The organism is Bradyrhizobium sp. th-b2, assembly GCF_000426785.1.
Lineage (GTDB): Bacteria > Pseudomonadota > Alphaproteobacteria > Rhizobiales > Xanthobacteraceae > Bradyrhizobium > Bradyrhizobium septentrionale.
The window spans coordinates 265399-286684 of the sequence record NZ_AUGA01000001.1 but is presented as its reverse complement, the minus strand read 5'-3'; the positions used below and the strand labels follow the sequence as shown (position 1 = coordinate 286684).

Sequence of the window (21286 nt, the reverse complement as noted above, 5' to 3'; positions counted from 1 at the left end):
AATTTGCTAAACGAACCAAGTTGCGGCGGGTTCCTCAAGCCCCTAAAAAAACATCAATTGAGTACGTTTATCAAGTGATATCAATGACTTAGACAAAAGATTGAGGAACGATCCGGGTGCCTCTCCGTTGTCTCGCGGGAGTGATGCCATGACCAACCACGTCAAATTGCCCCGCAAGCTATCCGAGGAGCCGGAAGCCCCTGAACCGCGGCGTCCGAGCCACGCACAGGTCATCGATCAACTGGACCGCTGGGCCAACAGTCCCGGTCTGCAACCGCCAAGGGTGAGTGATGAAGACGATTCAGAAGCGGAAGCGATCTGAACCCCACACCTTCGAGCAGCGCCTCGACGAGCACCGGGTGCGGCTTGAAAGCCGGCTCGCGCAGCTGCCGCGCGGCGCCGAACGCGAGCAGGTTGCTGCGCGCATCGAGCAGCTGCGGACCGCCGTCGAGCTGAACGCGATGCTGTCGATGAGCGAGTGAACCAACAGCGAAGCGGCGGGATGGTTACTTGCTCCCGCCGCGCCGCTCGCCTACCATTCCCACGTTGATGGGGATGGAGTCCCCCGATAACCGCCGCAAGGCTGATGACTCCTACCGGGCGCGAGAGCGTCGGTAGGAGCATGCGCCACCGCCGACCCGCTACGCGCCCCCCGCGAACGAGAAGGGGCAGAGCATGACAAGTCTTCCTGGGTCACTCTCAATCGCATTGTCGCTGGTCGGGTCGATCTGGCTCGTCGGCGTCGTCGCCCTGTTGGTCGGCGCGCCGGGCGAGCTGGTCGCCGCGACCTTCGTTGTCGGGCTTGTGGCAGGCATCGTCGAGTGGCGGGGCGGAAAGGTGAGGCATTGAACGTTCAATTGTTGGCGGCGGTCGCGATCGGCGGCTCGCTGGGGTCGGTCGCGCGCTATCTGGTGGCGATCGGCGCGGGGCGCCTGGTCGGCACGGAATTTCCCTGGGGCACGCTGGTGATCAATATCGTGGGCTCGTTCCTGATCGGCGTCTTCGCGGAATCCTTCGCGTTGAGCTGGAATGTCAGCCAGGCGACGCGGGTGTTTCTCACCGTCGGCATCTGCGGCGGCTTCACCACCTTCTCGACCTTCTCGCTCGATGCCATCGTGCTGATGCAGCGGGGCGAGTTATGGTCGGCCGGCGCCTACATCGCAGCCTCCGTCGCGTTCTCGATCCTCGCGCTGTTCGGCGGCCTGCTGCTGGTCAGGGCGTTCGCGGCCTAACCAGCCGCCCTGCCGTTCCAGAAAAGTGAAGGGCTGGAGGTATTGCCTGCCGCCCGGAATCCTTGGCGCGCCCGGGGCCAGCCGGTAGTATGGAACCCGGATGATGGTCAGCGGACAAGGGAAAGAGCGGGGATGAAGCATGTCGACGTCGCGGTGATTGCTGCCACGCTGTGGCTGCTGGCGTCGATGGTGCTGGACATCCTGACGCCGAAGTCGATTACCGCCTTGATGATCGCTGCCGCGCTTGCCCCGCCGTTCCTGATCGGGATCGGCATCCATTTCGCGCGCGAATATTTCAAGGCCAAGCGGCGCAGCTACTCGCCGCCGCAGGGACGGACGCTTCAGGACCTGAGCGGGGCAGGGCTGCAAGAAGGGCCGCACGAGCCGCATTGAACTGCGCAAATGGCTTGCTAAGCTCGCGCCATGACCGAGCATCTTCCCGATACGATCAGCCGCCTCTACACTGTTGCAGGCGAATATGTCGACAGCGACCATCCTGCCGTCGCAGCGTTCGCCCGCGCCGCCGTGCCGGCTGACGCCAGCGCGCGCGAAAGAGCGAGCCGGCTCTACACCGCGGTGCGCGACGGCATCCGCTACAATCCCTATGTCAGCATGCGCTCGCCGGAGAGCTTCCGCGCCTCCAGCGTGCTCGCCGCCGGCAACGGCTATTGCGTCGGCAAGGCGGCGCTCTATGCGGCGGCCTGCCGGGTCCACGGCATCCCGGCCCGGGTCGGCTTCGCTGATGTCCGCAACCACCTGACCACCGAGAAGCTGCGACAGAGCATGGGCTCGGACCTGTTCACTTGGCACGGCTTCACCGAAGTGTTCGTCGACGGCGCCTGGCGCAAGGCGACCCCGACCTTCAACGACACGCTGTGCGCCAAGCTCGGCGTCAAGCCGCTCGATTTCGACGGCCATTCCGATGCGCTGCTGCATCCCTTCGACGGCGCCGGGCGCGCCTACATGCAGTATGTCAACGACCACGGCACGTATCACGACGTTCCCGCCAAATTCCTGATGCGCGAGATGGCGCGCGACTACGCCAACATGCAGGGTGAAGACATGTCCAGCCGCGACATGGAGCGGGAAGCGGCGGAGCAGTGAGGCTGTGCGCGCGCCGCGGCGGGCGGCTGCGCTGACGGGATTTGTCTTCGTCGATTGTGCCGGCTGAGGGGGCGGTGTCATGGATGCGGAGTTGCCGAAAGCTCCGGTCGGCCGTCCGGCCACGGGCTGGGAGGACGCGGTCGCGCTGACCGGCTTCATCCTGGTCGCGGTCGGGCAGGCCTCCAACCAGGTGCTGGCGCGCGGCCTTGCCGGCTCGGTGCCGCCGTTCTCGCTGGCCTTCTTTCGCTGGAGCATCATCGCGATCGGGCTGGCGCCGTTTGCGATCGCGGCTGTCAGGGACGGCAAGATCCCGCTGGCACAGAATCTCTGGCCGATCTTCGCCGCGGGCTTCCTCGGCATGTTCCTGTGCGGCGGCCCGGTCTACATCGCGGGCATCACGACGACCGCAATCCATATCGCGCTGATCTTCGCGCTGTCGCCGATCATGGTGCTGCTGATTTCGGCCGCGCTCGGCATCGAGCATATCGGGCCGCTGCAATGGCTCGGCACCGGGCTCGCGCTGGCCGGCGCGCTGTTGATCGTCTCCGGCGGCCATCTGGAAACGCTGACGCAGTCGAGCGCGGCCTGGGGCGATCTGCTGGTGGTGGTCGCGATGCTCGGCTGGTCCGGCTACACGCTGATGCAGTCGCGCGTCGCGTCGCGCGCCTCGCTGCTGGCGCGGGTCAGCCTGTTCTCGGCGGCCGGCGCGCTGTGCTCGCTGCCGCCGGCGCTCCGGGAGATGTGGGCCACGCCGGCGGAGGTCTTCAACGCCAGGGCGTTCGAGGCCTATGTCTTCGCCGGCCTCGTGCCCGGCCTGATCGCCTATGCCGGCTTTGCCTGGCTCGGCGCAAGGTTCGGCTCGGTGCGGACGTCGCTCGTGCTCTACGTCGCGCCGATCGCCAGCGCGCTGTTGTCGTGGATCATCCTCGGCGAGCCACCGAAGCTGATCCATTTGATCGGCGGCCTTTTGATTCTCGGCGGCGTCTGGGCCAGCCTGCGCAAGTAGAGCCAGTTCCCTCCAGTGCAACCTTTTCCGGCCTCGTGCGTTGAATCCAGCGTTGATTCAAGAGCTTAGTTGGAGGCCATATGAATTTGACTCCCCAGCAGCGGAAGGCCCGCAACGAGTTGCGTCAGCAAGAGGCGTCGGAGGCGATAAAGGAGCATCGCGCCAGCGAGAAGGCTTTTTACGAGAATTTCAAGCGGCTCAAGGCCGAGCGGCAGGCGCGCGAAGCCGCGCAGTTCCAGACGAAGACGCAAGCTGCTTCAAAATAAATCTGGGAACGTCACCCCCATTGTCCGGATTGCCCGGACGTTACCGGCCGAAAAGGAGTGGAAGCGATCTGAAGGGGCAATCGAGTTCGCCCCAATGACGAGATGAAATCTCCAGCCCATGGAGGGACGTCCGATGTATTTTGCCGACAGCAAGACGGTGACCTGCAAATGCGGCGAGCCCCTGAGCGAGCTGATGCTCGTCGACGACCAGACGACGGGAATCAAGTTTCACGTCGGTCGTTGCCTGTCCTGCCGTGAAGTGACGGTCGTTCGTTCCCAGGACATGCCGGCAAACGACAACGCCTAGTCAGGCGGTCCTCTCGCCAGTGAGGGGATCAGCCCTCGGCGCCTCACTCCAAATGCAACCGGTGAGTGAAATGCTGGCTGACGCCCCGTCCGCAGCTCACCGCAAAAAAGAGCAGGGCGCGACCGGCATCACCACGGTCGCGCCCTACGTCGCCGGTCAATGGGGCAGGGGGAATAACCGGCTCTTGCAATGACTCGCGAACCCCCGGACTCGTTCCCTGCGCGTGAAAATATTTTCGTACACGGTTAAGTGATGGCCGGACGCGAGAACTCCACAGGTTCCGCTCGCGTTGTGTCCGTGATCGCCAAGGGAAACTTCCATGGGGCGAGGGACATCACCATGCCAAAGATTCAAAAGGGAATTTTCGCTGCGTTGGCGGGCGGATTGACGCTTGGCGCGGTGCAGCTCGCATCCGGCCACGATCTCATTGGAACTCAGAAGGTCACCACCGAACTGGCGCCGGAGAGCGCGGTCAATCGCACCGCCAAGACCGACCGCGCCGCGGTTCCATCAAGCGGCCTGCCGAGCAGGACCGTCGCGCTGAAGGTCGATCGGCTTCCCGAGACGTCGGTGCTGGTCCGCGTTCCCGTGGCGCGGGAAGAGGCTCGCAATCGCCCCACAGCGCCCGCCCGGGCCCGGCCCGGCGACACCCGCAAGGTGGCTTGTGAGCCCGTGGTTAGCGTTTTGACCGAAGTGGCCAAGCTGCTGCAGCCCGGCCGCTGCGTGACCTGAGAACGGTGCTCCGCGATCTCAACTAGAAGCTCCGCGATCTCAACAGGCACAGCTGTCATCGCCCGGCTTGACCGGGCGATCCAGTATTCCAGAGGCAGTCGTGATTGAGCCGATGGGCTGCGGCGTACTGGATCGCCCGGTCAAGCCGGGCGATGACACCGGTTGTTCCCGTACGAGGCGTCACTCCTCCTCCGGCTGACCGCTAGCGGCGGCGCTGCGGCTGGCCATCAGGCCGAGCGCGAGGCCACCGACCGCCAGGATCGGGATCAACCGCTTCACGCCGATCGCCCGGATGATCTGCAGGCCGGTGGCGACCACAACAGGGTCGGCAAACACATTGGCCGCGGCTGCCTTTGCCGCCTTCTCCGCACGCTGGCGTGCCTCGCGCTTACGCACGATGTAAACGCTGGCGGCGACCAGCGTGACGACCAGGAACACTGCGGCGCCGGACAGGCACGCCTCCACCGGGCCGTAGTGCTGCAGTACGAAGACAAAGGCGGCCGCGCAAAGGAAGGCGATGGTGATGGACAGCGCGATCGCGGCAGCGGCGGCAAGCGACGTCAGGCGCAACGCGCTGCCGGTGGATTCCTTGACGTCATTGATCAGCCGCTGAAGCATTGCCAAACCTTGCCTTCAATCTCGCCTTGAAAAGCGCATCGACAAACGAGGCGGCGGCGCGCCAGCGCTGCCATCGCGTCCAGAGGGGAGGTTTGCGGATGACCGCCTCCACAGGCCTCATTCGAGAAGATCCGTTAGCGGCGCCAGGCGACGCCGATCAGAAAGCCGAGACCGAGCGCCAGGCCGACGGTCGCCAGCGGCCGCTGCGTGATCATGTCTTCTAGCGATTCCTCGATCGAAGAGGCCGCGTCCTGCGCCGCGCCCATCATCGCGCTGCCGCGCTCCGACATGTCGTCGAGCGTCGATTCCGCATTGGCGCGCGCATCCTTGTAGTGGCGGCGCGCCTGCTTGCCCGCGTTGTTGGCGAACGAGTTGAGCGCGTCAGTGATTTGTTCGGTGAGGGCTGCGATATCGTTCTTCACGGCGGTGACATCCTTTTCCAGGCGTTCGTAGGTCGCTTTGTCCGTCATGTTCTTGATCCCAAATGCGTTGTCCGTGCTCGACATCGAAAGCTCCCGGAGAATTCGCGTGTTGTAAGGAAAAACGCCCCGCAGCAGGCAAAGTTCCAGATGCGAAACTTGGCCTGTTCGCTCGACAGGTGTTCGCGACGCAAGCCGGTGCCTGCCTCGCTTGAAAACGCTTTCTATTCCTCGGGCAGCTGCGGCGAATTGTCCGGCATCAAATGCTCTTTCACGATCAACGCCACGATCAATAGCGGCGACGACAGAAAGGCGCCCATCGGGCCCCACAGCCAGGTCCAGAACGCGAGCGCGAGAAAGACTGCGAGCGCATTCAGCGACAGCCTGCGGCCGACGATCATCGGCGTGACAAAATGCCCTTCCATAAAGGTCACGGCCGCAAAGCAGGCCGCCGCGATCAGCCCGGCGCCGATGGTCGGGGTGGCGATGATGCCGACCACGACCAGCACCACGAACATCGCGACCGGGCCGATGATTGGAATGAAGTTCAGCGTCGCGGCGAGTGCGCCGAGCCCGGCCGGATTGGGCATGCCGGTTGCCGCGCAGATCGCACCGGTGACGATGCCGACGCCGACATTGATCATGGTCACCGTCAGCAGGTAATTGCCGAGATGGGTCTCGATCTCGTTGAGGATGCGCAGCGTGCGCAGCCGCGCCGCGCGTTCGCTGAAGTTCATCACCAGCGCACGGCGCAGGTCCTTCCAGCTCGCGATGAACAGGATCAGGGTCGCGATGAACAGCAGGAATTCGGCAAAGGTCGGCGACAGGAATTCCAGCGTCGGCTGCACCCATTCGAATTTCGGCAGCTGCAGGCTGGCAAGCGTATCGGAGCCGCCGAGCATGCTCTGCAATTCCTGCCACAGCGCGAGCGGCCGGTCGAACACATGCAGCTTCTCCCTCAGGATCGCGCCGAGCTCGGGCAGCCGCGAGCTCCATTCCATTAGGGGCGCGGAAATCAACCCGACCATGAAGCTGACGGTCGCGCCGACCGCGATCACCAATAACACTGCGCCGAGCGGGCGCGGGATCCGGTAGCGTTCAAGCAGGTTCGCCGCCGGAGACAGCATGGTGCCGACAATGAAGGCCATCGTGATCGGCAGGAAGAACGCGCGCGCCAGATAGAGCACGGCCACCACGACGATCACCAGCAGCGCGACCAGCGCGAACGCGACGACCTCGGCGCGGCTGATCATCGGCGGCAGTTCGGCCTTGCTGTCGGGGAAGGGCGTGCCTTCGGGCGGATTGCCAAGCAGACGTTCACCCGGAAACGCGCGCACCAGTTTCCTCCCGCACGAAGGCAAAACGAATTTCGCGCTGCGAGGTCACCCCGCGCGTCCAATGGCGCCTGACAACGGCCCGCGCCGGCAAAGGTTCCATCGCGGGTTCGTGACGGCCGGCGGGTTGACAATCTCGGGCTTGCGATGATTCGCGCCGGAACCGTCTGACGGCCGCGTGCGTTGAACTGGCGTAGCATCACCACGATGCGCATCCCGTCCAGGGGCAGCACATGACACAGCAGTCTCTCTCCAGCCGCCGGCTTGCGTCGCGCGCCGCGCGCAACCTTGCCTTCGCCAGCGTCCTGTTCGTGACGCCGTTCGTTGTCACCACCTCGGCCAGCGCGCAAGTCCGCTCGTCTGCGCTCGGCTATGCGTCGACGCAGCCGGGTGCATTTCCATCCGACGAGGTGATGAACGATCCCTCGAGCGGGGCCAGCGAGGGCGGCGCGCTGCCGGAGCGGCTGCGCCGCACCACCGTCGCGCTCAACACGACGGAAGCGCCCGGCACCATCATCATCGATACCGGCAACACCGCGCTCTATTACGTGCTCGGTGGCGGCCGGGCGATCCGTTACGGCGTCGGCGTTGGCCGCGAGGGCTTTACCTGGGCCGGCGTCCAGACCATCAGCCGCAAGGCCGAATGGCCGGATTGGCATCCGCCGGCCGAGATGATCAAGCGCCAGCCCTATCTTCCGCGCTTCATGGCCGGCGGCCCGGGCAATCCGCTCGGCGCACGCGCGATGTATCTCGGCTCCAGCGAGTACCGCATCCACGGCACCAACGATCCGTCGACCATCGGCAAGTACGTGTCGTCGGGCTGCATCCGGCTGACCAATGAGGATGTCTCCGACCTGTTCAGCCGGGTCGATGTCGGCACCAAAGTCGTGGTGTTGCCGAAGAACGCGCCGCATCTCGCCGCCCGCGAGCTCGGCCCGACCACGACGCAGATCTCGGTCCGGCCGGCACCGGTGCAGCCGCGGCCCGCGGTGATGACGCTGCCCTCAGGCCGCCAGGCGATGAACATTCCGACCGCTTCCTCGTTGTACTGAGGATCGGCGTTGTATGAGGGGCGGTGATGGTGAAGCGATATTCCAGGCGGTGGGCGTTCGGGACGGCGGCGTTGCTCGGCCTGTCCCTTGCGCCCGCGGCGCAAGCCCAGGACTTCTTCTCGCAACTGTTCGGCGGCTTCATGCAGGGCCGTCCGCCGGTGATCCGGGTCCCGTTCGACGACGGCCCGGCGCCTGTCGCGCCGCGGGCCGAGCGTCGCGCGCGCTATGACGGCGGTCAGGCTTACTGCGTGCGGACCTGCGACGGCCGCTATTTCCCGCTGGCAGCGACCGGCAATCAGAGCAAGGCGGAGAGCTGCAACAGTTTCTGCCCGGCGAGCGCGACCGAAGTGGTCTATGGCGGCAATATCGACAACGCCGCGACGGAGGACGGCAAGCCCTATTCCGAGCTGCCGAACGCGTTCCGCTATCGTGACCAGATCGTCGCGGGCTGCACCTGCAACGGCAAGGATCCGGTCGGCCTGGCCGCGGTGAAGATCGAGGACGATCCGACCTTGCGCAAGGGCGACATCGTCGCCGGCAAGGACGGGCTGATGTCGGTCGGCCGCGCGGACCGGCGCGGGGCATCTCTCAACTTCACGCCGGCGCCGGATCGCATCCGCGCCAAATATCAGCGTCCGGCGGTGCTGGCGCGCGAGTAGCGCCACTTGCACGAGGCGGCCCACTTTCGGTTCCGTGATCCGGAACCGGGCTCCGTCTCGCACGTTAGCAACGGGCGAACAGCACATTTACCGATGCCATCAGGGGGCCCCGCATGCTCGTCGGCGTACTCGTCACCTTCCTTGTCATTATTCTCGTTCTTTATCTCATCAACATGCTGCCGCTCGACGGCCGCGCCAAGCAGATCGCGCGCGTCGTCGTCATCATCATCGGCATCGTCTCGCTGCTGAAATATTTGGCGGTGTTCTAGACTGAGTTCGTCATTGCGAGGAGCGAAGCGACGAAGCAATCCATGCCTCCACAAGTGGTGAGATGGATTGCTTCGCTTCGCTCGCAATGACGCCTGCGGCACCGCCAACGCCCAACAAAAAGCCCCGGCTCATCGCCGGGGCTTTTGCTTCTCGTCGCGACTCGCCGATCAACCGGCGGCCTTGGCCTCGCGGCGGCGCGCGGTGAGGATGTATTCGGTGTAGCCGTTCGGCTGCGTACGGCCCTCGAAGATCAGGTCGCAGGCGGCCTTGAAGGCGACACCGTCGAACGACGGCGCCATCGGCTTGTAGAGGGAATCGCCGGCGTTCTGCTTGTCGACCACGACGGCCATGCGCTTCAGCGACTCCATCACCTGATCTTTGGTGATGACGCCCTGATGCAGCCAGTTCGCCAGATGCTGGCTCGAGATGCGCAGCGTGGCGCGGTCTTCCATCAGGCCGACGTCGTGGATATCCGGCACCTTGGAGCAGCCGACGCCCTGGTCGATCCAGCGCACCACGTAGCCCAATATGCTCTGGCAGTTGTTGTCGATCTCCTGCTTGACATCGTCGGGCGCCCAGTTCGACTGCGACACCGGAATGGTGAGGATGTCGGAGAGCTTTGCGCGCGGCCCGCCCTTGGCGAGCTCCTGCTGCCGGGCTGTTACGTTGACCTGGTGATAGTGCAGGGCGTGCAGCGTGGCCGCGGTCGGCGACGGCACCCAGGCGGTGGTGGCGCCGGCCTGCGGATGGCCGATCTTCTGCACCAGCATGTCGGCCATCTTATCGGGCGCGGCCCACATGCCCTTGCCGATCTGGGCATGGCCGGGCAGGCCGTCGACCAGGCCGTTGTCAACGTTCCAGTCCTCATAGGCCTTGATCCAGGGCTGCGCCTTCATGTCGTTCTTGCGGATCATCGGACCCGCTTCCATCGAGGTGTGGATCTCGTCGCCGGTGCGGTCGAGGAAGCCGGTGTTGATGAACATGATGCGCTTGGAGGCGCGCTGGATGCAGGCCTTGAGATTGACAGTGGTGCGGCGCTCCTCGTCCATGATGCCGACCTTCAGCGTGTTCTCGGGCAGCGAGAGCATCTTCTCGACCTCGGCGAACAGGTCGCAGGTCAGCGTCACCTCGTCGGGGCCGTGCATCTTCGGCTTGACGATATAGACCGAGCCGGTGCGGCTGTTCTTGACCTTGGAATTGCCCTTGATGTCGTGGATCGCGAGCAGGCCGGCGACCGCGGCATCCAGCAGGCCTTCCGGAATCTCCTCGCCCTTGGCGTCGAGCACCGCGTCGGTGAACATGTGGTGGCCGACATTGCGCATCAGCAGCAGGCTGCGGCCGTGCAGCTTCAGCTCGCTGCCATCGGGCTTCTTGTAGACGCGGTCGGCATTGAGCGAACGGGTCAACGTCTTGCCGCCCTTGTCGAAATCGGCCGACAGCGTGCCGTTCATCAGGCCGAGCGTGTTGCGATAGACCAGCACCTTGTCCTCGGCGTCGACGGCGGCGACCGAGTCTTCCATGTCGAGAATGGTGGAAACAGCCGATTCCAGGATCATGTCGGCGACGCCGGCCGGATCATCCTTGCCGATGATGTTGCTGCGGTCGATCTTGATCTCGACATGCATGCCGTTGTTGACGAGCAAGATCGCGGAAGGCTGGGCCGCATCGCCCTGATAGCCGGCGAACTGGGCGCCGTCCTTCAGCGCGGTTGAATTGCCGCTCTTCAGCTTGGCCGACAGCTGGCCGGCGATCACGCTGTAGGAGGTCACATCGGTATGGCTTGCGGTCGCAAGCGGCGCTGATGCGTCAAGGAAGGCCTTTGCCTTCGCGATCACCTTGTCGCCGCGGGCCTTGTTGTAGCCGCGGCCAGCTTCGCTCGGATCGTGCGGGATGGCGTCGGTGCCGTAGAAGGCGTCGTACAGCGAACCCCAGCGCGCGTTGGCGGCGTTCAGCGCATAGCGGGCGTTGGTCAGCGGCACCACGAGCTGCGGGCCGCAGATCTTGCCGATTTCCTCATCGACATTGGATGTCTCGACCTTGTGGGTCGCGGGCTCCGGCAGCAGGTAGCCGATGTCCTTCAGGAACGCGGTGTAGGCGTTGATGTCGAACGCCTTGCCCTTGTGGGCGCGGTGCCAGTCGTCGATCTTGGCCTGCAGCGTGTCGCGGACCGCGAGCAGCTCGCGGTTCTTCGGTCCGAGCTTCTGGATGATGGCGGCAAGTCCGGCCCAGAACGCGTCGGGAGCGATCCCGGCCTTGGGCGTCGCCTCCTTGGCGATGAAATCGAACAGGACAGGGGCGATCTTCAATCCATGGGCATCGACACGAGTCATGATGGGCTTTCTCAAAGAAACGGGCGTTTTAGGAGCTGTTTTCGAAAGAAATCAGCAAAAAACGCGCCAAAGGGCCGCGTTCACGGCCCTTTTAGCCCTAAAGTCCCGGCTCTGAGAAGGCCCCTTTGTTGCCGCGCATGACGCCGTCATGCCCCGCTTCAAGCGGGGCATCCAGTACGCCGCGGCCTCCCGGCTCGATAATTGCTGTCTCTGGAATACTGGATCGCCCAGACAAGCCGGGCGATGACAGGCGAGCGAGGTCAGATATTCGCCGCGAGATCGGTCAGTTCGTCGAACAGGATGCCGGTCTCGGCCAGCATCCGCTCGATCTCGTCGGTGGCTTCAGTGACCGAGCGGTTCGAGGTGTCGATGGTCAATTCGTTGCCGGCCGGCGGCTGGTAGTCATTGGTGATGCCGGTAAAGGACGGCAATCCGCCGGAGCGGGCCTTGGCGTAATGGCCCTTGGGGTCGCGGGTCTCGCAGACCTCGGCAGGCGTCGCGACATAGATCTCGCGGAACGCGTTGTCGGCGATGCGGCGGGCCGTCGCACGGTCGGCGGCGGACGGTGACACCGCGGCGACGATCGCGATATGGCCGTTGCGCGCCAGATGGGTCGCGACCTCGGCGAGACGGCGGATGTTCTCAGCCCGATCCTGCGGCGAGAAGCCGAGATCGCTGTTGAGGCCCGCACGCAGCGTGTCGCCGTCGAGCAGGATCGGCGAGCCGCCATTTCCGAACAGCCGCCGCTCCAGCGCCCGCGCAAGGGTCGACTTGCCCGAGCCGGGCAGGCCGGTCAGCCAGATCACGGCGCCGTTGTGGTGGTAGCGCGCCGAGCGCTCGTCCGCACGCAGGGCGGATTCCACCGGCACGATATCGACCGGCACCGCAGGCCGGCCGGCGTCGACCGACAGCACGAGGCCGCCGCCGGCGATGCGGCCGTTGACCTCGATCACGAGGCGCCCGGTGCGCGGATTGTCGGTGTAGGGATCGGTCGCAACCGGCTGCGCCAGCGAGATGTCGATCTCGCCGACATGGTTGCGCGCGATAGCGCTGTTCTCTTCGTTGGACAGCGCGCCGGGGTCGATCGCCTTCTCGATGGCGACCACGGTGGCGCGGCTTTCCTTGGTGCCGAGCCGGATCAGGATCTGCTCGCCCTTGGTCAGCGGCTTGTCGTGCAGCCAGAAGATCCGCGCGCGGATGCGGCGGGTGTCGCGCGGGCTCTGCCCGCTATGTCCGATGATGTCGCCGCGCTCGAGGAACAGCTCGCGGTCGAGCGTGATGCCGACCGAGCGCCCCGCGCCCTGCGGGCCGTTGACCGGCGTCACCGGCCAGCTCTCGACGGTCTTGATCGTGGCGATCTTGCCGGTCGGCATGATGACGATCTCGTCGCCGGCCTTGAGGCTGCCGGACTCGATGCGGCCCGCCACGATGCGGCGGTCGTCGAATTTGTAGATCGCCTGCACCGGTAGCCGCAGCGGCAACTCGGCGAGCGGACGCGCCGGCTCGAGCGCATCGAGCGCATCGACCACGGTCGGTCCCTTGTACCAGTCGATCCGCGGCGTGCGCTCGGCGACGCCGTCGCCGTCGCGCGCCGAGATCGGGATCACAGCCGTAGGCCTGACGCCGAGGCCGATCAGATGCGCGGAAATCTCGTCGCTGATCTCCTTGAACCTCTCGGCGCTGAAGTCGACGCGGTCCATCTTGTTGACCACGACCGCGACCTGCTTCACACCGAGCAGATGCAACAGATAGCCGTGCCGGCGGGTCTGGTCCCGCACGCCTTCGAGTGCATCGATGATCAGCACCGCGCCGTCGGCCTGCGAGGCGCCGGTGATCATGTTGCGCAAGAACTCTGCGTGGCCGGGCGCGTCGATCAGCACGACGTCGCGCGAGCGGGTGCGGAAGCGGATCTGGGTGGTGTCGATGGTGATGCCCTGGTCCCGCTCGGTCTGCAGCGCGTCGAGCAGGAACGACCATTCGAACGGCATGCCGCGCCGTGCGCTGACAGCCTTCAACATTTCCAGCTTGCCGTCCGGCAGGCTGCCGGTCTCATGCAGCAGGCGCCCGACCAGCGTCGACTTGCCGTGATCGACATGGCCGACGATGACGATGCGTACCTGCGGCCGCGTCGTGCCGTTGGGCGTTGCCGAGATCGAGGCGGTGGGAAGGATCATGTTCATCGGAACGCTCGCGCGAAGTGGGAAAGCCAAATGTTGAGAAGCCAGTCGATCAGAGATAGCCGGCGACACGCAGCCGCTCGAACGCATCCTCGGTCTCGTGGTCGAGCGCGCGGCCGGCGCGCTCCGGGATCTTGGTGGCGTCGAGTTCGGTCAGGATCTCGTCGATGTTGGACGCGGTCGAAGCGACCGGGTTGGTAATGTCCTGATCGCCCAGCGAGCGGTAGCGCTTGCCGTCCTTGGCGAGATACAGCGGGATGATCGGGATGTTCTCACGCTTGGTGTAGGCCCAGATGTCGGCCTCGGTCCAATGCAGGATCGGATGGATGCGCAAATGCGCACCCTGCGGCGGCGAGGCGTTGAACTGGTCCCAGAATTCCGGCGGCTGGTCGCGCACGTCCCACTCGCCTTCGAGGCCGCGCGGCGAGAACACACGCTCTTTGGCGCGCGTCGCCTCCTCGTCGCGGCGGATGCCGGCGATCAATCCGTCAAAGCCATACTTATTGAGTGCGAGCTTCAGCCCTTCTGTCTTGCGCGCCGCGGAGCGCGCGGCCGGCGGCAGGGTCGGATCGACGCTGTCGATCGACGGGCAGGGTTCGACGCGCAGGTCGAGATCCCATTCCTTGCCGAAACGGTCGCGGAACGCGTACATCTCCGGAAACTTCTTGCCGGTGTCGACATGCATCGCCGGGAACGGAACCCGGCCGAAGAATGCCTTGCGCGCCAGCCAGATCATCACATTGGAGTCTTTGCCGAGCGACCACAACAGCGCGAGCTTCTTCAACCGGGCGAATGCCTCGCGCAGGATGTAAATGCTCTGCGCCTCGAGCTCGTCCAGGTGATCCATGGTCGGGGGGGCCTGATGGGCCGAAATCCCCGGCACGGAAGATGCTTGTGCAAGGGCTGCAGCCCGTGATCCGGCAGCGGCGGATTCTTTGTCGAGAAGATGCATCTATCGGCCTTGGCCTGTGGAGGTGAAAATTCTAAAGTTGCGCTGCAATAGAGAAGAAATAATTTTCTCTTTGCTGGCCTTGATCGAGAGATAAATAGAAAATAATTTCAGTCAACCCCCAAGTTGGGGAAGCGAGTGTCTGATGCGATATCTGCCGGTGTTTCTGGATCTGCAAAGCGGCAAGGTGCTGCTCGTTGGAGCGGGCGAACTCGTGCGCGCCAAGCTGCGGCTGCTTGCGGCTGCCGGCGCCGCGGTCCGCTGGTACGCGACCGACGGTGACCATGATCTCGCCGGCCTTGCGGCGGAGGAGGCCGCGCGGATCGAGCGCGCCGAGGGCGATCCGCTCGCCGCTGATCTTTCAGATGTCATCGCCGTGCTGTGCGCCGGCGCCGGCGACATCGGCGTTGCGATGTCGGTGCGGGCCAAGGCGATCGGCCTGCCGGTCAATGTGATGGACGACCTCGTCCACTCCACCTTCATCATGCCCGCGATCGTCGATCGCGGCGATGTCGTGGTCGCGGTCGGCACCGGCGGCACGTCGCCGGTCGTGGCGCGCCGCATCCGCGAGAAGATCGAGGCGGTGCTGCCGGCACGGATCGGCGACCTCGCCGGCTTCATCGGCCGCTTCCGCAAATCGATCCATACCCGCATCGAAGAGTTTCCGCTGCGCCGCCGCTTCTGGGAGCGCATCGTCGACGGCCCGATCGGCGCGCTGGTGCTGGCCGGCCGCAAGGACGAAGCCGAGCAGGCGCTGAACGCGATCACCGATCCCGCCGTATTCGCCGGCGCGAGCGCAGAGGGCAAAGCCATTGGCCACGTCACGCTGGTCGGTGCGGGACCCGGCGATCCTGATCTCTTGACGGTGAAGGCGCTGCGCGCGCTGCAGGATGCCGACGTCGTGTTCTATGACGAACTGGTGTCACCTGAAATTCTCGACCGCATCCGGCGCGATGCCGCGCGAACCCCGGTCGGCCGCCGGATCGGCAAGCCCGGCATCGGCCAGGACGCCATCAACCGCCTAATGATCGAGGCGGCGCAGGCGGGCCAGCGTGCGGTGCGGCTGAAGGGCGGCGATCCCTTTGTGTTCGGCCGCGGCGGCGAGGAAATCGAGGCACTGCGCGACGCCGGCGTTGCCTACTCCATTGTTCCCGGCATCTCCGCCGGTCTTGGCGCCGCCGCGCAGTTCGAAGTGCCGCTGACCTATAGGCACGAGGCGCTGCGCATCACCTTCCTCACCGCGCACAAGGCGCGCGATGCCGAAGTCGTCGACTGGTCGGTGCTGACCGACAACAAGATGACCGTCGTCGTCTACATGGGCATGACCGCGGCGCCCTCGATCCGCGAAGGTCTGCTCGCAGCAGGCCGCTCGCCGGAGACGCCGGTCGGCGTGTTCGCCCGCGTGACACGGCCCGACGCCAAGGCTGCGGTCGGCACGCTGGCGCGGCTGCCCGAGCTGGTCAAACAGGTCGATGGCGGTCCCGCCGTCCTCATCATCGGCGACGTGGTCGCGCATTCCGCGCCGTGGAGCCGATCCAACGTCACCCAACTCTTCTCCAACCAGATGTTCTCCGAACTGCTGAAAGCTGCCGAATGACCTCTCCGCTTGAACAGAAGAAAATCAGGATCACGGGCCCGTCAGTGGTGACCGCCAACCGCACCTGGGATGGCGCCGTGGTGTACCGGACCGCGCAAAAGGGCTGGTCCACCGAACTCGCCGACTCCGCCATTGTCAGCACCTCCGACGATGCCCGCGCGCTGCTGGCCGAAGCCGCCGCCGACGACGTCGGCGCGGTCGGCCCCTATATCGCGCCGGTCGAGCTCAAGGACGGCGGCAAGGTCAAGCCGGGCAATCTCCGTGAACACATCCGCGCCAAGGGCGTCACGATCGATCTTCAGGTGCCGGCGTAAGGCTCATCCATCATGTATGCATATGACGAACTCGACCGCACGCTGATCAACGAGCGTGTTTCGGAATTCCGCGACCAGGTGAAGCGCCGCCTCTCGGGCGAGCTCACCGAGGACGAATTCAAGATCCTGCGTCTGCAGAACGGCGTGTATTTGCAGCTGCACGCCTACATGTTCCGCGTCGCGATCCCGTACGGCACGCTGTCGTCGAAGCAGCTGCGCCGCTTCGCCCATGTCGCGCGCCGCTACGATCGCGGCTACGGCCACTTCACCACCCGGCAGAACATCCAGTTCAACTGGATCAAGCTCAGCGAGCTACCCGACGCGCTGTCCGACCTCGCCGAGGTCGGGATCCACGCGATGCAGACCTCCGGCAATAACATGCGCAATGTCACCTCGGACCAGTGGGCCGGGGTTGCGCCGGGCGAGATCGAGGATCCGCGGATCTGGTCGGAGCTGATCCGCCAGCACACCACGCTGCATCCGGAATTCTCGTTCCTGCCGCGCAAGTTCAAGATCGCGATCACTGCCTCCGAGCACGATCGCGCCGCGATCAAGATCCACGACATCGGCCTGCGGCTGCACAAGAATGCCGACGGCGAGACCGGTTTCGAGGTGCTGGTCGGCGGCGGCCTCGGCCGCACCCCGTTCATCGCCAAGACCATCAAGCCGTTCGTGCCCGGCCGCGATATCCTGAGCTACATCGAGGCGATCCTGCGCGTCTACAACCAGTACGGCCGCCGCGACAACATCTACAAGGCGCGCATCAAGATCCTCGTGCACGAGCTCGGCATCGAGAAGTTCGCCAAGGAAGTCGACGAGGAGTGGAAGCAGATGGGCGATGTCGGGCTGACGCTCGACCACGCCGCCATCGAGGAGGTCCGCTCGCGCTTCTCCTATCCGTCTTACGAAAAGCTGCCGCACATGCCGGACGAGCTGAAGCAGGCCGCGCATGACAAGCTGTTCGAGCGCTGGCGCAAGAACTCGGTGTTCCCGCACAAGGTGCAGGGCTACTCGATCGTCGTGCTGTCGCTGAAGCCGGTCGGCGGCCCGCCCGGCGATGCCAGCGCCGAGCAGATGGACGCGCTCGCCGATCTCGCCGACAAATATTCGTTCGGCGAAATCCGCGTCGGCCACGAGCAGAACCTGGCGCTGCCGCACGTCGCCAAGCGCGACCTGCCGGCACTGTTCAAGGCGCTCGACCGGCTCGGCCTGGCGACGCCGAACGTCAACCTGGTCACCGATATCATCGCCTGCCCGGGACTGGATTACTGCTCGCTGGCGAATGCGCGCTCGATCCCGATCGCGCAGGAGCTGACGCGGCGCTTTGCCAATCACGACACCGCCGACCTGATCGGCCGGCTCCACATCAACATCTCCGGCTGCATCAATGCCTGCGGCCATCACCATGTCGGCCACATCGGCATTCTCGGCGTCGAGAAGAACGGTGAGGAATTCTACCAGATCACGATCGGCGGCCGCGCCGACGAGAACGCGCAGATGGGCACCTTGATCGGCCCGGCCGTTCCCTATGCGGAAGTCGCCGACGTGATCGAAGACATTGTCGAAGCCTATCTCGCGCTGCGCGACCGTCCCGAGGAATTGTTCGTCGATACGGTGAAGCGTCTGGGCGTCGAGCCTTTCAGGGAGCGGGTCTATGCCACTCGTTAAGCAGGGAAGACTAACCACCGATTTGTTCGTCCATGTCGCCGACGGCGCCGAGCTGCCGGGCGACGGCGCGGTGCTGGTGAGCGCCGAACGCTTTCTCGCTGATCCGGAGGCGCTGCTGCGCCGCCCCGGCAAGGTCGGCGTGATCTGGCCGAACAACCGCAATCTCGACGATCTGGTGTCGCATCTCGATCGGCTCGCCTCGGTCGCGCTGGTGTTCCCGACCTTCCGCGACGGCCGCGCCTACAGCCAGGCGCGCCTGCTGCGCGAGCGCTACGGCTATGACGGTGAGCTGCGTGCCACCGGGCAGGTGCTGCGCGACCAGTTCGTGTTCATGACCCGCGCCGGCTTCGACGCCTTCGAGGTGAAGAAGGATGCCGATGCCGACGCCTTCGCCGCGACCATGAAGCGCTATTCGGTGTTCTACCAGCCGACCGGTGACGGCCGCGTCACCGCGCTCAACCGTCGCATGCAGCTGCGTCACTCGGAGAGCGCTGGCCAGTGAGCACGCTTGCACCAGAGCTCGCAGCCGCGGCGCCGGGCGGATTGCCCGCGGCCGATGCACTCGATCGCGCGCTGCGCACGGCATCGCCCGCCGAGGTGATCGCGGCTGCGCTGAAGACGGTCGGCCGCGAGAGGCTGGTGCTGGTGTCGTCGTTCGGCACCGAGTCCGCCGCGCTGCTCAAGGTGATGGCGGATGTCGACCCGGCGATCCCGGTGGTCTTCCTCGACACCGGCTGGCTGTTCGAGGAGACGCTGGCTTATCGTGACACCTTGATAGCTACGCTCGGCCTCACCGATGTGCGTTCGATCAAGCCCGATGAGCAGGCGCTGTCGCGCCAGGATCCGGACCGCGAATTGTGGTTCACCGATCCCGATGCCTGCTGCCGGATCCGCAAGGTCGAGCCATTGGCGCGTGCGCTAAAACCGTTCGCCGGCTGGATCAATGGCCGCAAGCGTTTCCAGGGCGGCGCCCGCACCGAGATTCCGGTCGTCGAGGACGACGGGGTCAGGCTGAAATTCAATCCGTTCGCCAATGTCTCGCGCGAGGAGATCGAGGCGATCTACACGCTCGGCAAGCTGCCGCCGCATCCACTTGTCGCATCGGGATATCAGTCGGTCGGGTGTATGCCTTGTAGCAGCCGGACTGCCGCCGGCGAGGATGCGCGCGACGGCCGCTGGCGTGGCCGGGCCAAGACGGAATGCGGCATTCATACAATGAAGATGTCGTAGCACACGACAAAGCCTTCGCAGTGCGGCGCCTTCGTAGCACAAGCGCGCTGCACGGCCGCAAACAAAGAAAACCGGTTTCGTTGACTTAAAGCCACTTCGCCGCGAGTTATGTCTGGCGTGTTCCCTGACATTCTCGGGTTGAATGGAGACAGAAATGATCCGTCGTATCCTGCCGCTGGTCGCGGGATTGTTGTGGGCGAGCTCGGCCTTCGCGGCCGACGTTTCGCTGCTCAACGTGTCCTACGATCCGACCCGCGAGCTCTATGTCGATTTCAACAAGGCGTTCGCGGCGGCCTATCAGAAGGAAACCGGCAAGAGCGTCGAGATCAAGCAGTCGCATGGCGGCTCTGGCTCGCAAGCGCGCTCGGTGATCGACGGATTGCAGGCCGATGTGGTCACGCTGGCGCTCGCCTATGACATCGATGCGATCGCGGGCAAGGGCCTGCTCGCGGCCGATTGGCAGAAGCGGCTGCCGCTGAACGCCTCGCCCTATACCTCGACCATCGTGTTCCTGGTGCGCAAGGGCAACCCCAAGGGCATCAAGGATTGGGATGATTTGATCAAACCCGGGGTCGCCGTGATCACGCCGAACCCGAAGACCTCGGGCGGCGCGCGCTGGAACTATCTGGCCGCCTGGGGCTATGCGCAGAAGAAGTTCGGCTCAGTCGACAAGGCGAAGAAGTTCGTCGCCGACCTCTACCAGAACGTCCCGGTGCTCGACACCGGCGCGCGCGGCTCGACCGTCACCTTCGTCGAGCGCGGCGTCGGCGACGTGCTGCTGGCGTGGGAGAACGAAGCCTTTCTGGCGCAACGCGAATTCGGCAAGGACAAGTTCGAGATCGTGGCCCCGGCGCAGTCGATCCTCGCCGAGCCGCCGGTCGCGGTGGTCGACACGGTTGCCGACAAGAAGGGCACCCGCGCCGTCGCCGAAGCCTATCTGAAGTACTGGTACACCAAGGAAGGCCAGGAGATCGCCGCGCGCAACTCCTACCGACCGCGCGATCCCGAGATCGCCAAGGAGTACGAAAAATCCTTCGCCAAGGTTGAACTTTTCACCATCGACGACGTTTTTGGTGGTTGGACCAAGGCCCAAAAGGAGCACTTCGCCGAGGGCGGCATTTTCGATCAGATCTACAAGAACTGATCGAGTTATCGTCCGGGCCAAACAGGGGGATTTGTGAGCACAGCGGTTGCACGGCGCAGTACCCTGCCGGGGTTCGGTCTCACGATGGGACTGACCCTGACATGGCTCTCCGTTATCATCCTGATTCCGCTGGCCGCGCTGTTTCTGAAGACGTTCGAGCTCAGCCTCGACCAGTTCTGGGGTATCGTCACCAGCCGCCGCACCTTGAACGCCCTGAAGATTTCGTTTGGGCTTTCGTTTGCGGCCGCCTGCGTCAACCTGGTGATGGGCACCATCATCGTCTGGGCGCTGGTGCGCTACCGTTTTCCGGGCCGACGGCTGTTCGACGCCATCGTCGATATTCCATTCGCCTTGCCGACCGCGGTCGCCGGCGTCGCGCTGACGCAATTGTTCGCGCAGAAGGGATGGCTTGGCGCGCCGCTCGCCGAACTTGGCATCAAGGTCGCGTTCACGCCGATCGGCATCTTCATCGCGATGATCTTCATCGGCATTCCCTTTGTGGTGCGCACGGTGCAGCCGGTGCTGATCGATCTCGATCCCGAGATCGAGGAAGCCGCGGCGAGCTTGGGTGCCAATCGCTGGCACACCGTGTTCCGCGTCATCCTGCCGAGCCTGATCCCGGCGCTGCTCACCGGCTTTGCGCTGGCCTTTGCCCGCGCCATCGGTGAATACGGCTCGGTGATCTTCATCGCCGGTAATCTGCCCAACGTCTCCGAAATCGCGCCGCTGTTGATCGTGATCCGGCTGTCCGAATTCCGCTATGCCGACGCCACCGCGATCGCGGTCGTGATGCTGGTGGCCTCGTTCCTGATCATCTTCGTGATCAATCGCCTGCAGCGCTGGGCGCAAGCCCGCATTCCCGTGCATTGAGGTTCGAG

26 protein-coding genes and 1 riboswitch are annotated in these 21286 nt (G+C 64.8%); of the genes, 20 read left to right on the top strand and 6 right to left on the bottom strand.

The genetic code is table 11. The annotated features are described in order from the left end of the window. Positions 1-148: 148 nt before the first annotated feature. The 10 genes from K359_RS63105 to K359_RS0101350 all read left to right on the top strand — a co-directional run bounded on the left by K359_RS63105 (position 149) and on the right by K359_RS0101350 (position 4647). Entirely contained in the window at positions 149-322 is a 174-nt protein-coding gene (locus tag K359_RS63105) for a hypothetical protein (protein ID WP_165126504.1), read from the top strand. Beyond that, on the top strand, positions 291-482 hold the full coding sequence (locus tag K359_RS61020; RefSeq protein ID WP_035975807.1) for a hypothetical protein: 192 nt from the start codon (positions 291-293) through the stop codon (positions 480-482). The genes K359_RS63105 and K359_RS61020 overlap by 32 nt, the downstream gene beginning before the upstream one ends. A gap of 60 nt (positions 483-542) precedes the next feature. After that, a riboswitch (Fluoride riboswitch) is annotated at positions 543-603 on the top strand. 72 nt (positions 604-675) lie between these two features. Then, positions 676-849 (top strand): hypothetical protein, encoded by a 174-nt coding sequence (locus K359_RS61015; protein WP_156928303.1) that lies wholly within the window; start codon positions 676-678, stop codon positions 847-849. Continuing rightward, on the top strand, positions 846-1232 hold the full coding sequence (gene crcB, locus K359_RS0101385; protein ID WP_029077722.1) for a fluoride efflux transporter CrcB: 387 nt from the start codon (positions 846-848) through the stop codon (positions 1230-1232). Before K359_RS61015 ends, crcB begins: the two co-directional genes overlap by 4 nt. 132 nt (positions 1233-1364) lie before the next feature. Beyond that, positions 1365-1625: a hypothetical protein gene (locus K359_RS50835; RefSeq protein ID WP_035975804.1), complete on the top strand. Its 261-nt coding sequence runs from the start codon at positions 1365-1367 to the stop codon at positions 1623-1625. Between the two features lie 30 nt (positions 1626-1655). After that, positions 1656-2336 carry a transglutaminase family protein gene (locus tag K359_RS0101375; RefSeq protein ID WP_029077721.1) on the top strand — a complete coding sequence of 227 codons (681 nt, stop codon included), beginning with the start codon at positions 1656-1658 and terminating at the stop codon, positions 2334-2336. A 79-nt stretch (positions 2337-2415) separates the two neighbouring features. Next, positions 2416-3342: a DMT family transporter gene (locus K359_RS0101370; protein WP_029077720.1), complete on the top strand. Its 927-nt coding sequence runs from the start codon at positions 2416-2418 to the stop codon at positions 3340-3342. Positions 3343-3422: 80 nt separating this feature from the next. Further along, a complete protein-coding gene (locus K359_RS0101365; protein WP_029077719.1) occupies positions 3423-3608 on the top strand; it encodes a hypothetical protein in 186 nt (61 codons plus the stop codon). A gap of 133 nt (positions 3609-3741) precedes the next feature. Next, positions 3742-3915, top strand: a complete 174-nt coding sequence (locus tag K359_RS63100; protein ID WP_165126501.1) for a hypothetical protein — start codon at positions 3742-3744, stop codon at positions 3913-3915. Between the two features lie 339 nt (positions 3916-4254). Further along, positions 4255-4647, top strand: a complete 393-nt coding sequence (locus K359_RS0101350; protein WP_029077718.1) for a hypothetical protein — start codon at positions 4255-4257, stop codon at positions 4645-4647. Between the two features lie 180 nt (positions 4648-4827). On the opposite strand, the gene K359_RS0101345 is transcribed toward K359_RS0101350, so the two are convergent. From K359_RS0101345 to K359_RS0101335, 3 genes are all read right to left on the bottom strand, one after another. Continuing rightward, positions 4828-5265: a hypothetical protein gene (locus K359_RS0101345; RefSeq protein ID WP_029077717.1), complete on the bottom strand. Its 438-nt coding sequence runs from the start codon at positions 5263-5265 to the stop codon at positions 4828-4830. A gap of 134 nt (positions 5266-5399) precedes the next feature. Next, positions 5400-5771 (bottom strand): YqjD family protein, encoded by a 372-nt coding sequence (locus K359_RS0101340; RefSeq protein WP_029077716.1) that lies wholly within the window; start codon positions 5769-5771, stop codon positions 5400-5402. Between the two features lie 137 nt (positions 5772-5908). Next, positions 5909-7021, bottom strand: a complete 1113-nt coding sequence (locus K359_RS0101335) for an AI-2E family transporter (RefSeq protein ID WP_029077715.1) — start codon at positions 7019-7021, stop codon at positions 5909-5911. A 230-nt stretch (positions 7022-7251) separates the two neighbouring features. Here K359_RS0101335 and K359_RS0101330 point away from each other — a divergent pair, with 230 nt between their 5' ends. The 3 genes from K359_RS0101330 (at position 7252) to K359_RS61010 (ending at position 8998) form a co-directional block, all read left to right on the top strand. Continuing rightward, positions 7252-8070 (top strand): L,D-transpeptidase, encoded by an 819-nt coding sequence (locus K359_RS0101330; protein ID WP_029077714.1) that lies wholly within the window; start codon positions 7252-7254, stop codon positions 8068-8070. Positions 8071-8096: 26 nt separating this feature from the next. Next, positions 8097-8729, top strand: a complete 633-nt coding sequence (locus K359_RS0101325) for a DUF2865 domain-containing protein (protein WP_029077713.1) — start codon at positions 8097-8099, stop codon at positions 8727-8729. Positions 8730-8842: 113 nt separating this feature from the next. Beyond that, positions 8843-8998, top strand: a complete 156-nt coding sequence (locus K359_RS61010; RefSeq protein WP_021076357.1) for a Thivi_2564 family membrane protein — start codon at positions 8843-8845, stop codon at positions 8996-8998. Positions 8999-9166: 168 nt separating this feature from the next. On the opposite strand, the gene K359_RS0101315 is transcribed toward K359_RS61010, so the two are convergent. The 3 genes from K359_RS0101315 to cysD form a co-directional block, all read right to left on the bottom strand. Beyond that, positions 9167-11329 carry a malate synthase G gene (locus K359_RS0101315; RefSeq protein ID WP_029077712.1) on the bottom strand — a complete coding sequence of 721 codons (2163 nt, stop codon included), beginning with the start codon at positions 11327-11329 and terminating at the stop codon, positions 9167-9169. 260 nt (positions 11330-11589) lie between these two features. Then, complete coding sequence (gene cysC, locus K359_RS0101310; RefSeq protein WP_029077711.1) at positions 11590-13509, bottom strand: adenylyl-sulfate kinase; 1920 nt, start codon at positions 13507-13509, stop codon at positions 11590-11592. Positions 13510-13558: 49 nt separating this feature from the next. After that, positions 13559-14353, bottom strand: coding sequence for a sulfate adenylyltransferase subunit CysD (gene cysD, locus K359_RS0101305; protein ID WP_029077710.1), 795 nt, complete (start codon positions 14351-14353; stop codon positions 13559-13561). Between the two features lie 247 nt (positions 14354-14600). On the opposite strand from cysD, the gene cysG reads away from it, so the two are divergent. The 7 genes from cysG (at position 14601) to cysT (ending at position 21278) form a co-directional block, all read left to right on the top strand. Then, positions 14601-16052: a siroheme synthase CysG gene (cysG, locus tag K359_RS0101300; RefSeq protein WP_029077709.1), complete on the top strand. Its 1452-nt coding sequence runs from the start codon at positions 14601-14603 to the stop codon at positions 16050-16052. Next, positions 16049-16366 (top strand): DUF2849 domain-containing protein, encoded by a 318-nt coding sequence (locus K359_RS0101295; RefSeq protein WP_029077708.1) that lies wholly within the window; start codon positions 16049-16051, stop codon positions 16364-16366. The genes cysG and K359_RS0101295 overlap by 4 nt, the downstream gene beginning before the upstream one ends. A 12-nt stretch (positions 16367-16378) precedes the next feature. Beyond that, complete coding sequence (locus K359_RS0101290) at positions 16379-18034, top strand: nitrite/sulfite reductase (protein ID WP_029077707.1); 1656 nt, start codon at positions 16379-16381, stop codon at positions 18032-18034. Beyond that, the gene (locus K359_RS0101285) at positions 18021-18536 is read left to right on the top strand and encodes a DUF934 domain-containing protein (protein ID WP_029077706.1); all 516 of its coding nucleotides are present in this window, start codon (positions 18021-18023) and stop codon (positions 18534-18536) included. The genes K359_RS0101290 and K359_RS0101285 overlap by 14 nt, the downstream gene beginning before the upstream one ends. Continuing rightward, positions 18533-19264 (top strand): phosphoadenylyl-sulfate reductase, encoded by a 732-nt coding sequence (locus tag K359_RS0101280; protein ID WP_029077705.1) that lies wholly within the window; start codon positions 18533-18535, stop codon positions 19262-19264. The genes K359_RS0101285 and K359_RS0101280 overlap by 4 nt, the downstream gene beginning before the upstream one ends. A 154-nt stretch (positions 19265-19418) precedes the next feature. Beyond that, positions 19419-20408, top strand: coding sequence for a sulfate ABC transporter substrate-binding protein (locus K359_RS0101275; RefSeq protein WP_029077704.1), 990 nt, complete (start codon positions 19419-19421; stop codon positions 20406-20408). 63 nt (positions 20409-20471) lie between these two features. Next, positions 20472-21278: a sulfate ABC transporter permease subunit CysT gene (gene cysT / locus K359_RS0101270; protein ID WP_029077703.1), complete on the top strand. Its 807-nt coding sequence runs from the start codon at positions 20472-20474 to the stop codon at positions 21276-21278. The last annotated feature ends 8 nt before the right edge of the window (positions 21279-21286 follow it).

What these genes read in the sequence shown, in the direction of transcription:
- K359_RS0101340 (WP_029077716.1), bottom strand. Translation starts at nt 5,771, where the DNA reads ATGTCGAGCACGGACAACGCATTTGGGATCAAGAACATGACGGACAAA.
- K359_RS0101345 (WP_029077717.1), bottom strand. Translation starts at nt 5,265, where the DNA reads ATGCTTCAGCGGCTGATCAATGACGTCAAGGAATCCACCGGCAGCGCG.
- K359_RS63100 (WP_165126501.1), top strand. Translation starts at nt 3,742, where the DNA reads ATGTATTTTGCCGACAGCAAGACGGTGACCTGCAAATGCGGCGAGCCC.
- cysD (WP_029077710.1), bottom strand. Translation starts at nt 14,353, where the DNA reads ATGGATCACCTGGACGAGCTCGAGGCGCAGAGCATTTACATCCTGCGC.
- cysG (WP_029077709.1), top strand. Translation starts at nt 14,601, where the DNA reads ATGCGATATCTGCCGGTGTTTCTGGATCTGCAAAGCGGCAAGGTGCTG.
- K359_RS0101365 (WP_029077719.1), top strand. Translation starts at nt 3,423, where the DNA reads ATGAATTTGACTCCCCAGCAGCGGAAGGCCCGCAACGAGTTGCGTCAG.
- K359_RS61010 (WP_021076357.1), top strand. Translation starts at nt 8,843, where the DNA reads ATGCTCGTCGGCGTACTCGTCACCTTCCTTGTCATTATTCTCGTTCTT.
- K359_RS0101295 (WP_029077708.1), top strand. Translation starts at nt 16,049, where the DNA reads ATGACCTCTCCGCTTGAACAGAAGAAAATCAGGATCACGGGCCCGTCA.
- K359_RS0101285 (WP_029077706.1), top strand. Translation starts at nt 18,021, where the DNA reads ATGCCACTCGTTAAGCAGGGAAGACTAACCACCGATTTGTTCGTCCAT.
- K359_RS0101330 (WP_029077714.1), top strand. Translation starts at nt 7,252, where the DNA reads ATGACACAGCAGTCTCTCTCCAGCCGCCGGCTTGCGTCGCGCGCCGCG.
- K359_RS0101275 (WP_029077704.1), top strand. Translation starts at nt 19,419, where the DNA reads ATGATCCGTCGTATCCTGCCGCTGGTCGCGGGATTGTTGTGGGCGAGC.
- K359_RS0101315 (WP_029077712.1), bottom strand. Translation starts at nt 11,329, where the DNA reads ATGACTCGTGTCGATGCCCATGGATTGAAGATCGCCCCTGTCCTGTTC.
- K359_RS0101370 (WP_029077720.1), top strand. Translation starts at nt 2,416, where the DNA reads ATGGATGCGGAGTTGCCGAAAGCTCCGGTCGGCCGTCCGGCCACGGGC.
- K359_RS63105 (WP_165126504.1), top strand. Translation starts at nt 149, where the DNA reads ATGACCAACCACGTCAAATTGCCCCGCAAGCTATCCGAGGAGCCGGAA.
- K359_RS0101350 (WP_029077718.1), top strand. Translation starts at nt 4,255, where the DNA reads ATGCCAAAGATTCAAAAGGGAATTTTCGCTGCGTTGGCGGGCGGATTG.
- K359_RS0101375 (WP_029077721.1), top strand. Translation starts at nt 1,656, where the DNA reads ATGACCGAGCATCTTCCCGATACGATCAGCCGCCTCTACACTGTTGCA.
- K359_RS0101325 (WP_029077713.1), top strand. Translation starts at nt 8,097, where the DNA reads ATGGTGAAGCGATATTCCAGGCGGTGGGCGTTCGGGACGGCGGCGTTG.
- K359_RS50835 (WP_035975804.1), top strand. Translation starts at nt 1,365, where the DNA reads ATGAAGCATGTCGACGTCGCGGTGATTGCTGCCACGCTGTGGCTGCTG.
- K359_RS0101290 (WP_029077707.1), top strand. Translation starts at nt 16,379, where the DNA reads ATGTATGCATATGACGAACTCGACCGCACGCTGATCAACGAGCGTGTT.
- cysC (WP_029077711.1), bottom strand. Translation starts at nt 13,509, where the DNA reads ATGAACATGATCCTTCCCACCGCCTCGATCTCGGCAACGCCCAACGGC.
- K359_RS61020 (WP_035975807.1), top strand. Translation starts at nt 291, where the DNA reads ATGAAGACGATTCAGAAGCGGAAGCGATCTGAACCCCACACCTTCGAG.
- K359_RS61015 (WP_156928303.1), top strand. Translation starts at nt 676, where the DNA reads ATGACAAGTCTTCCTGGGTCACTCTCAATCGCATTGTCGCTGGTCGGG.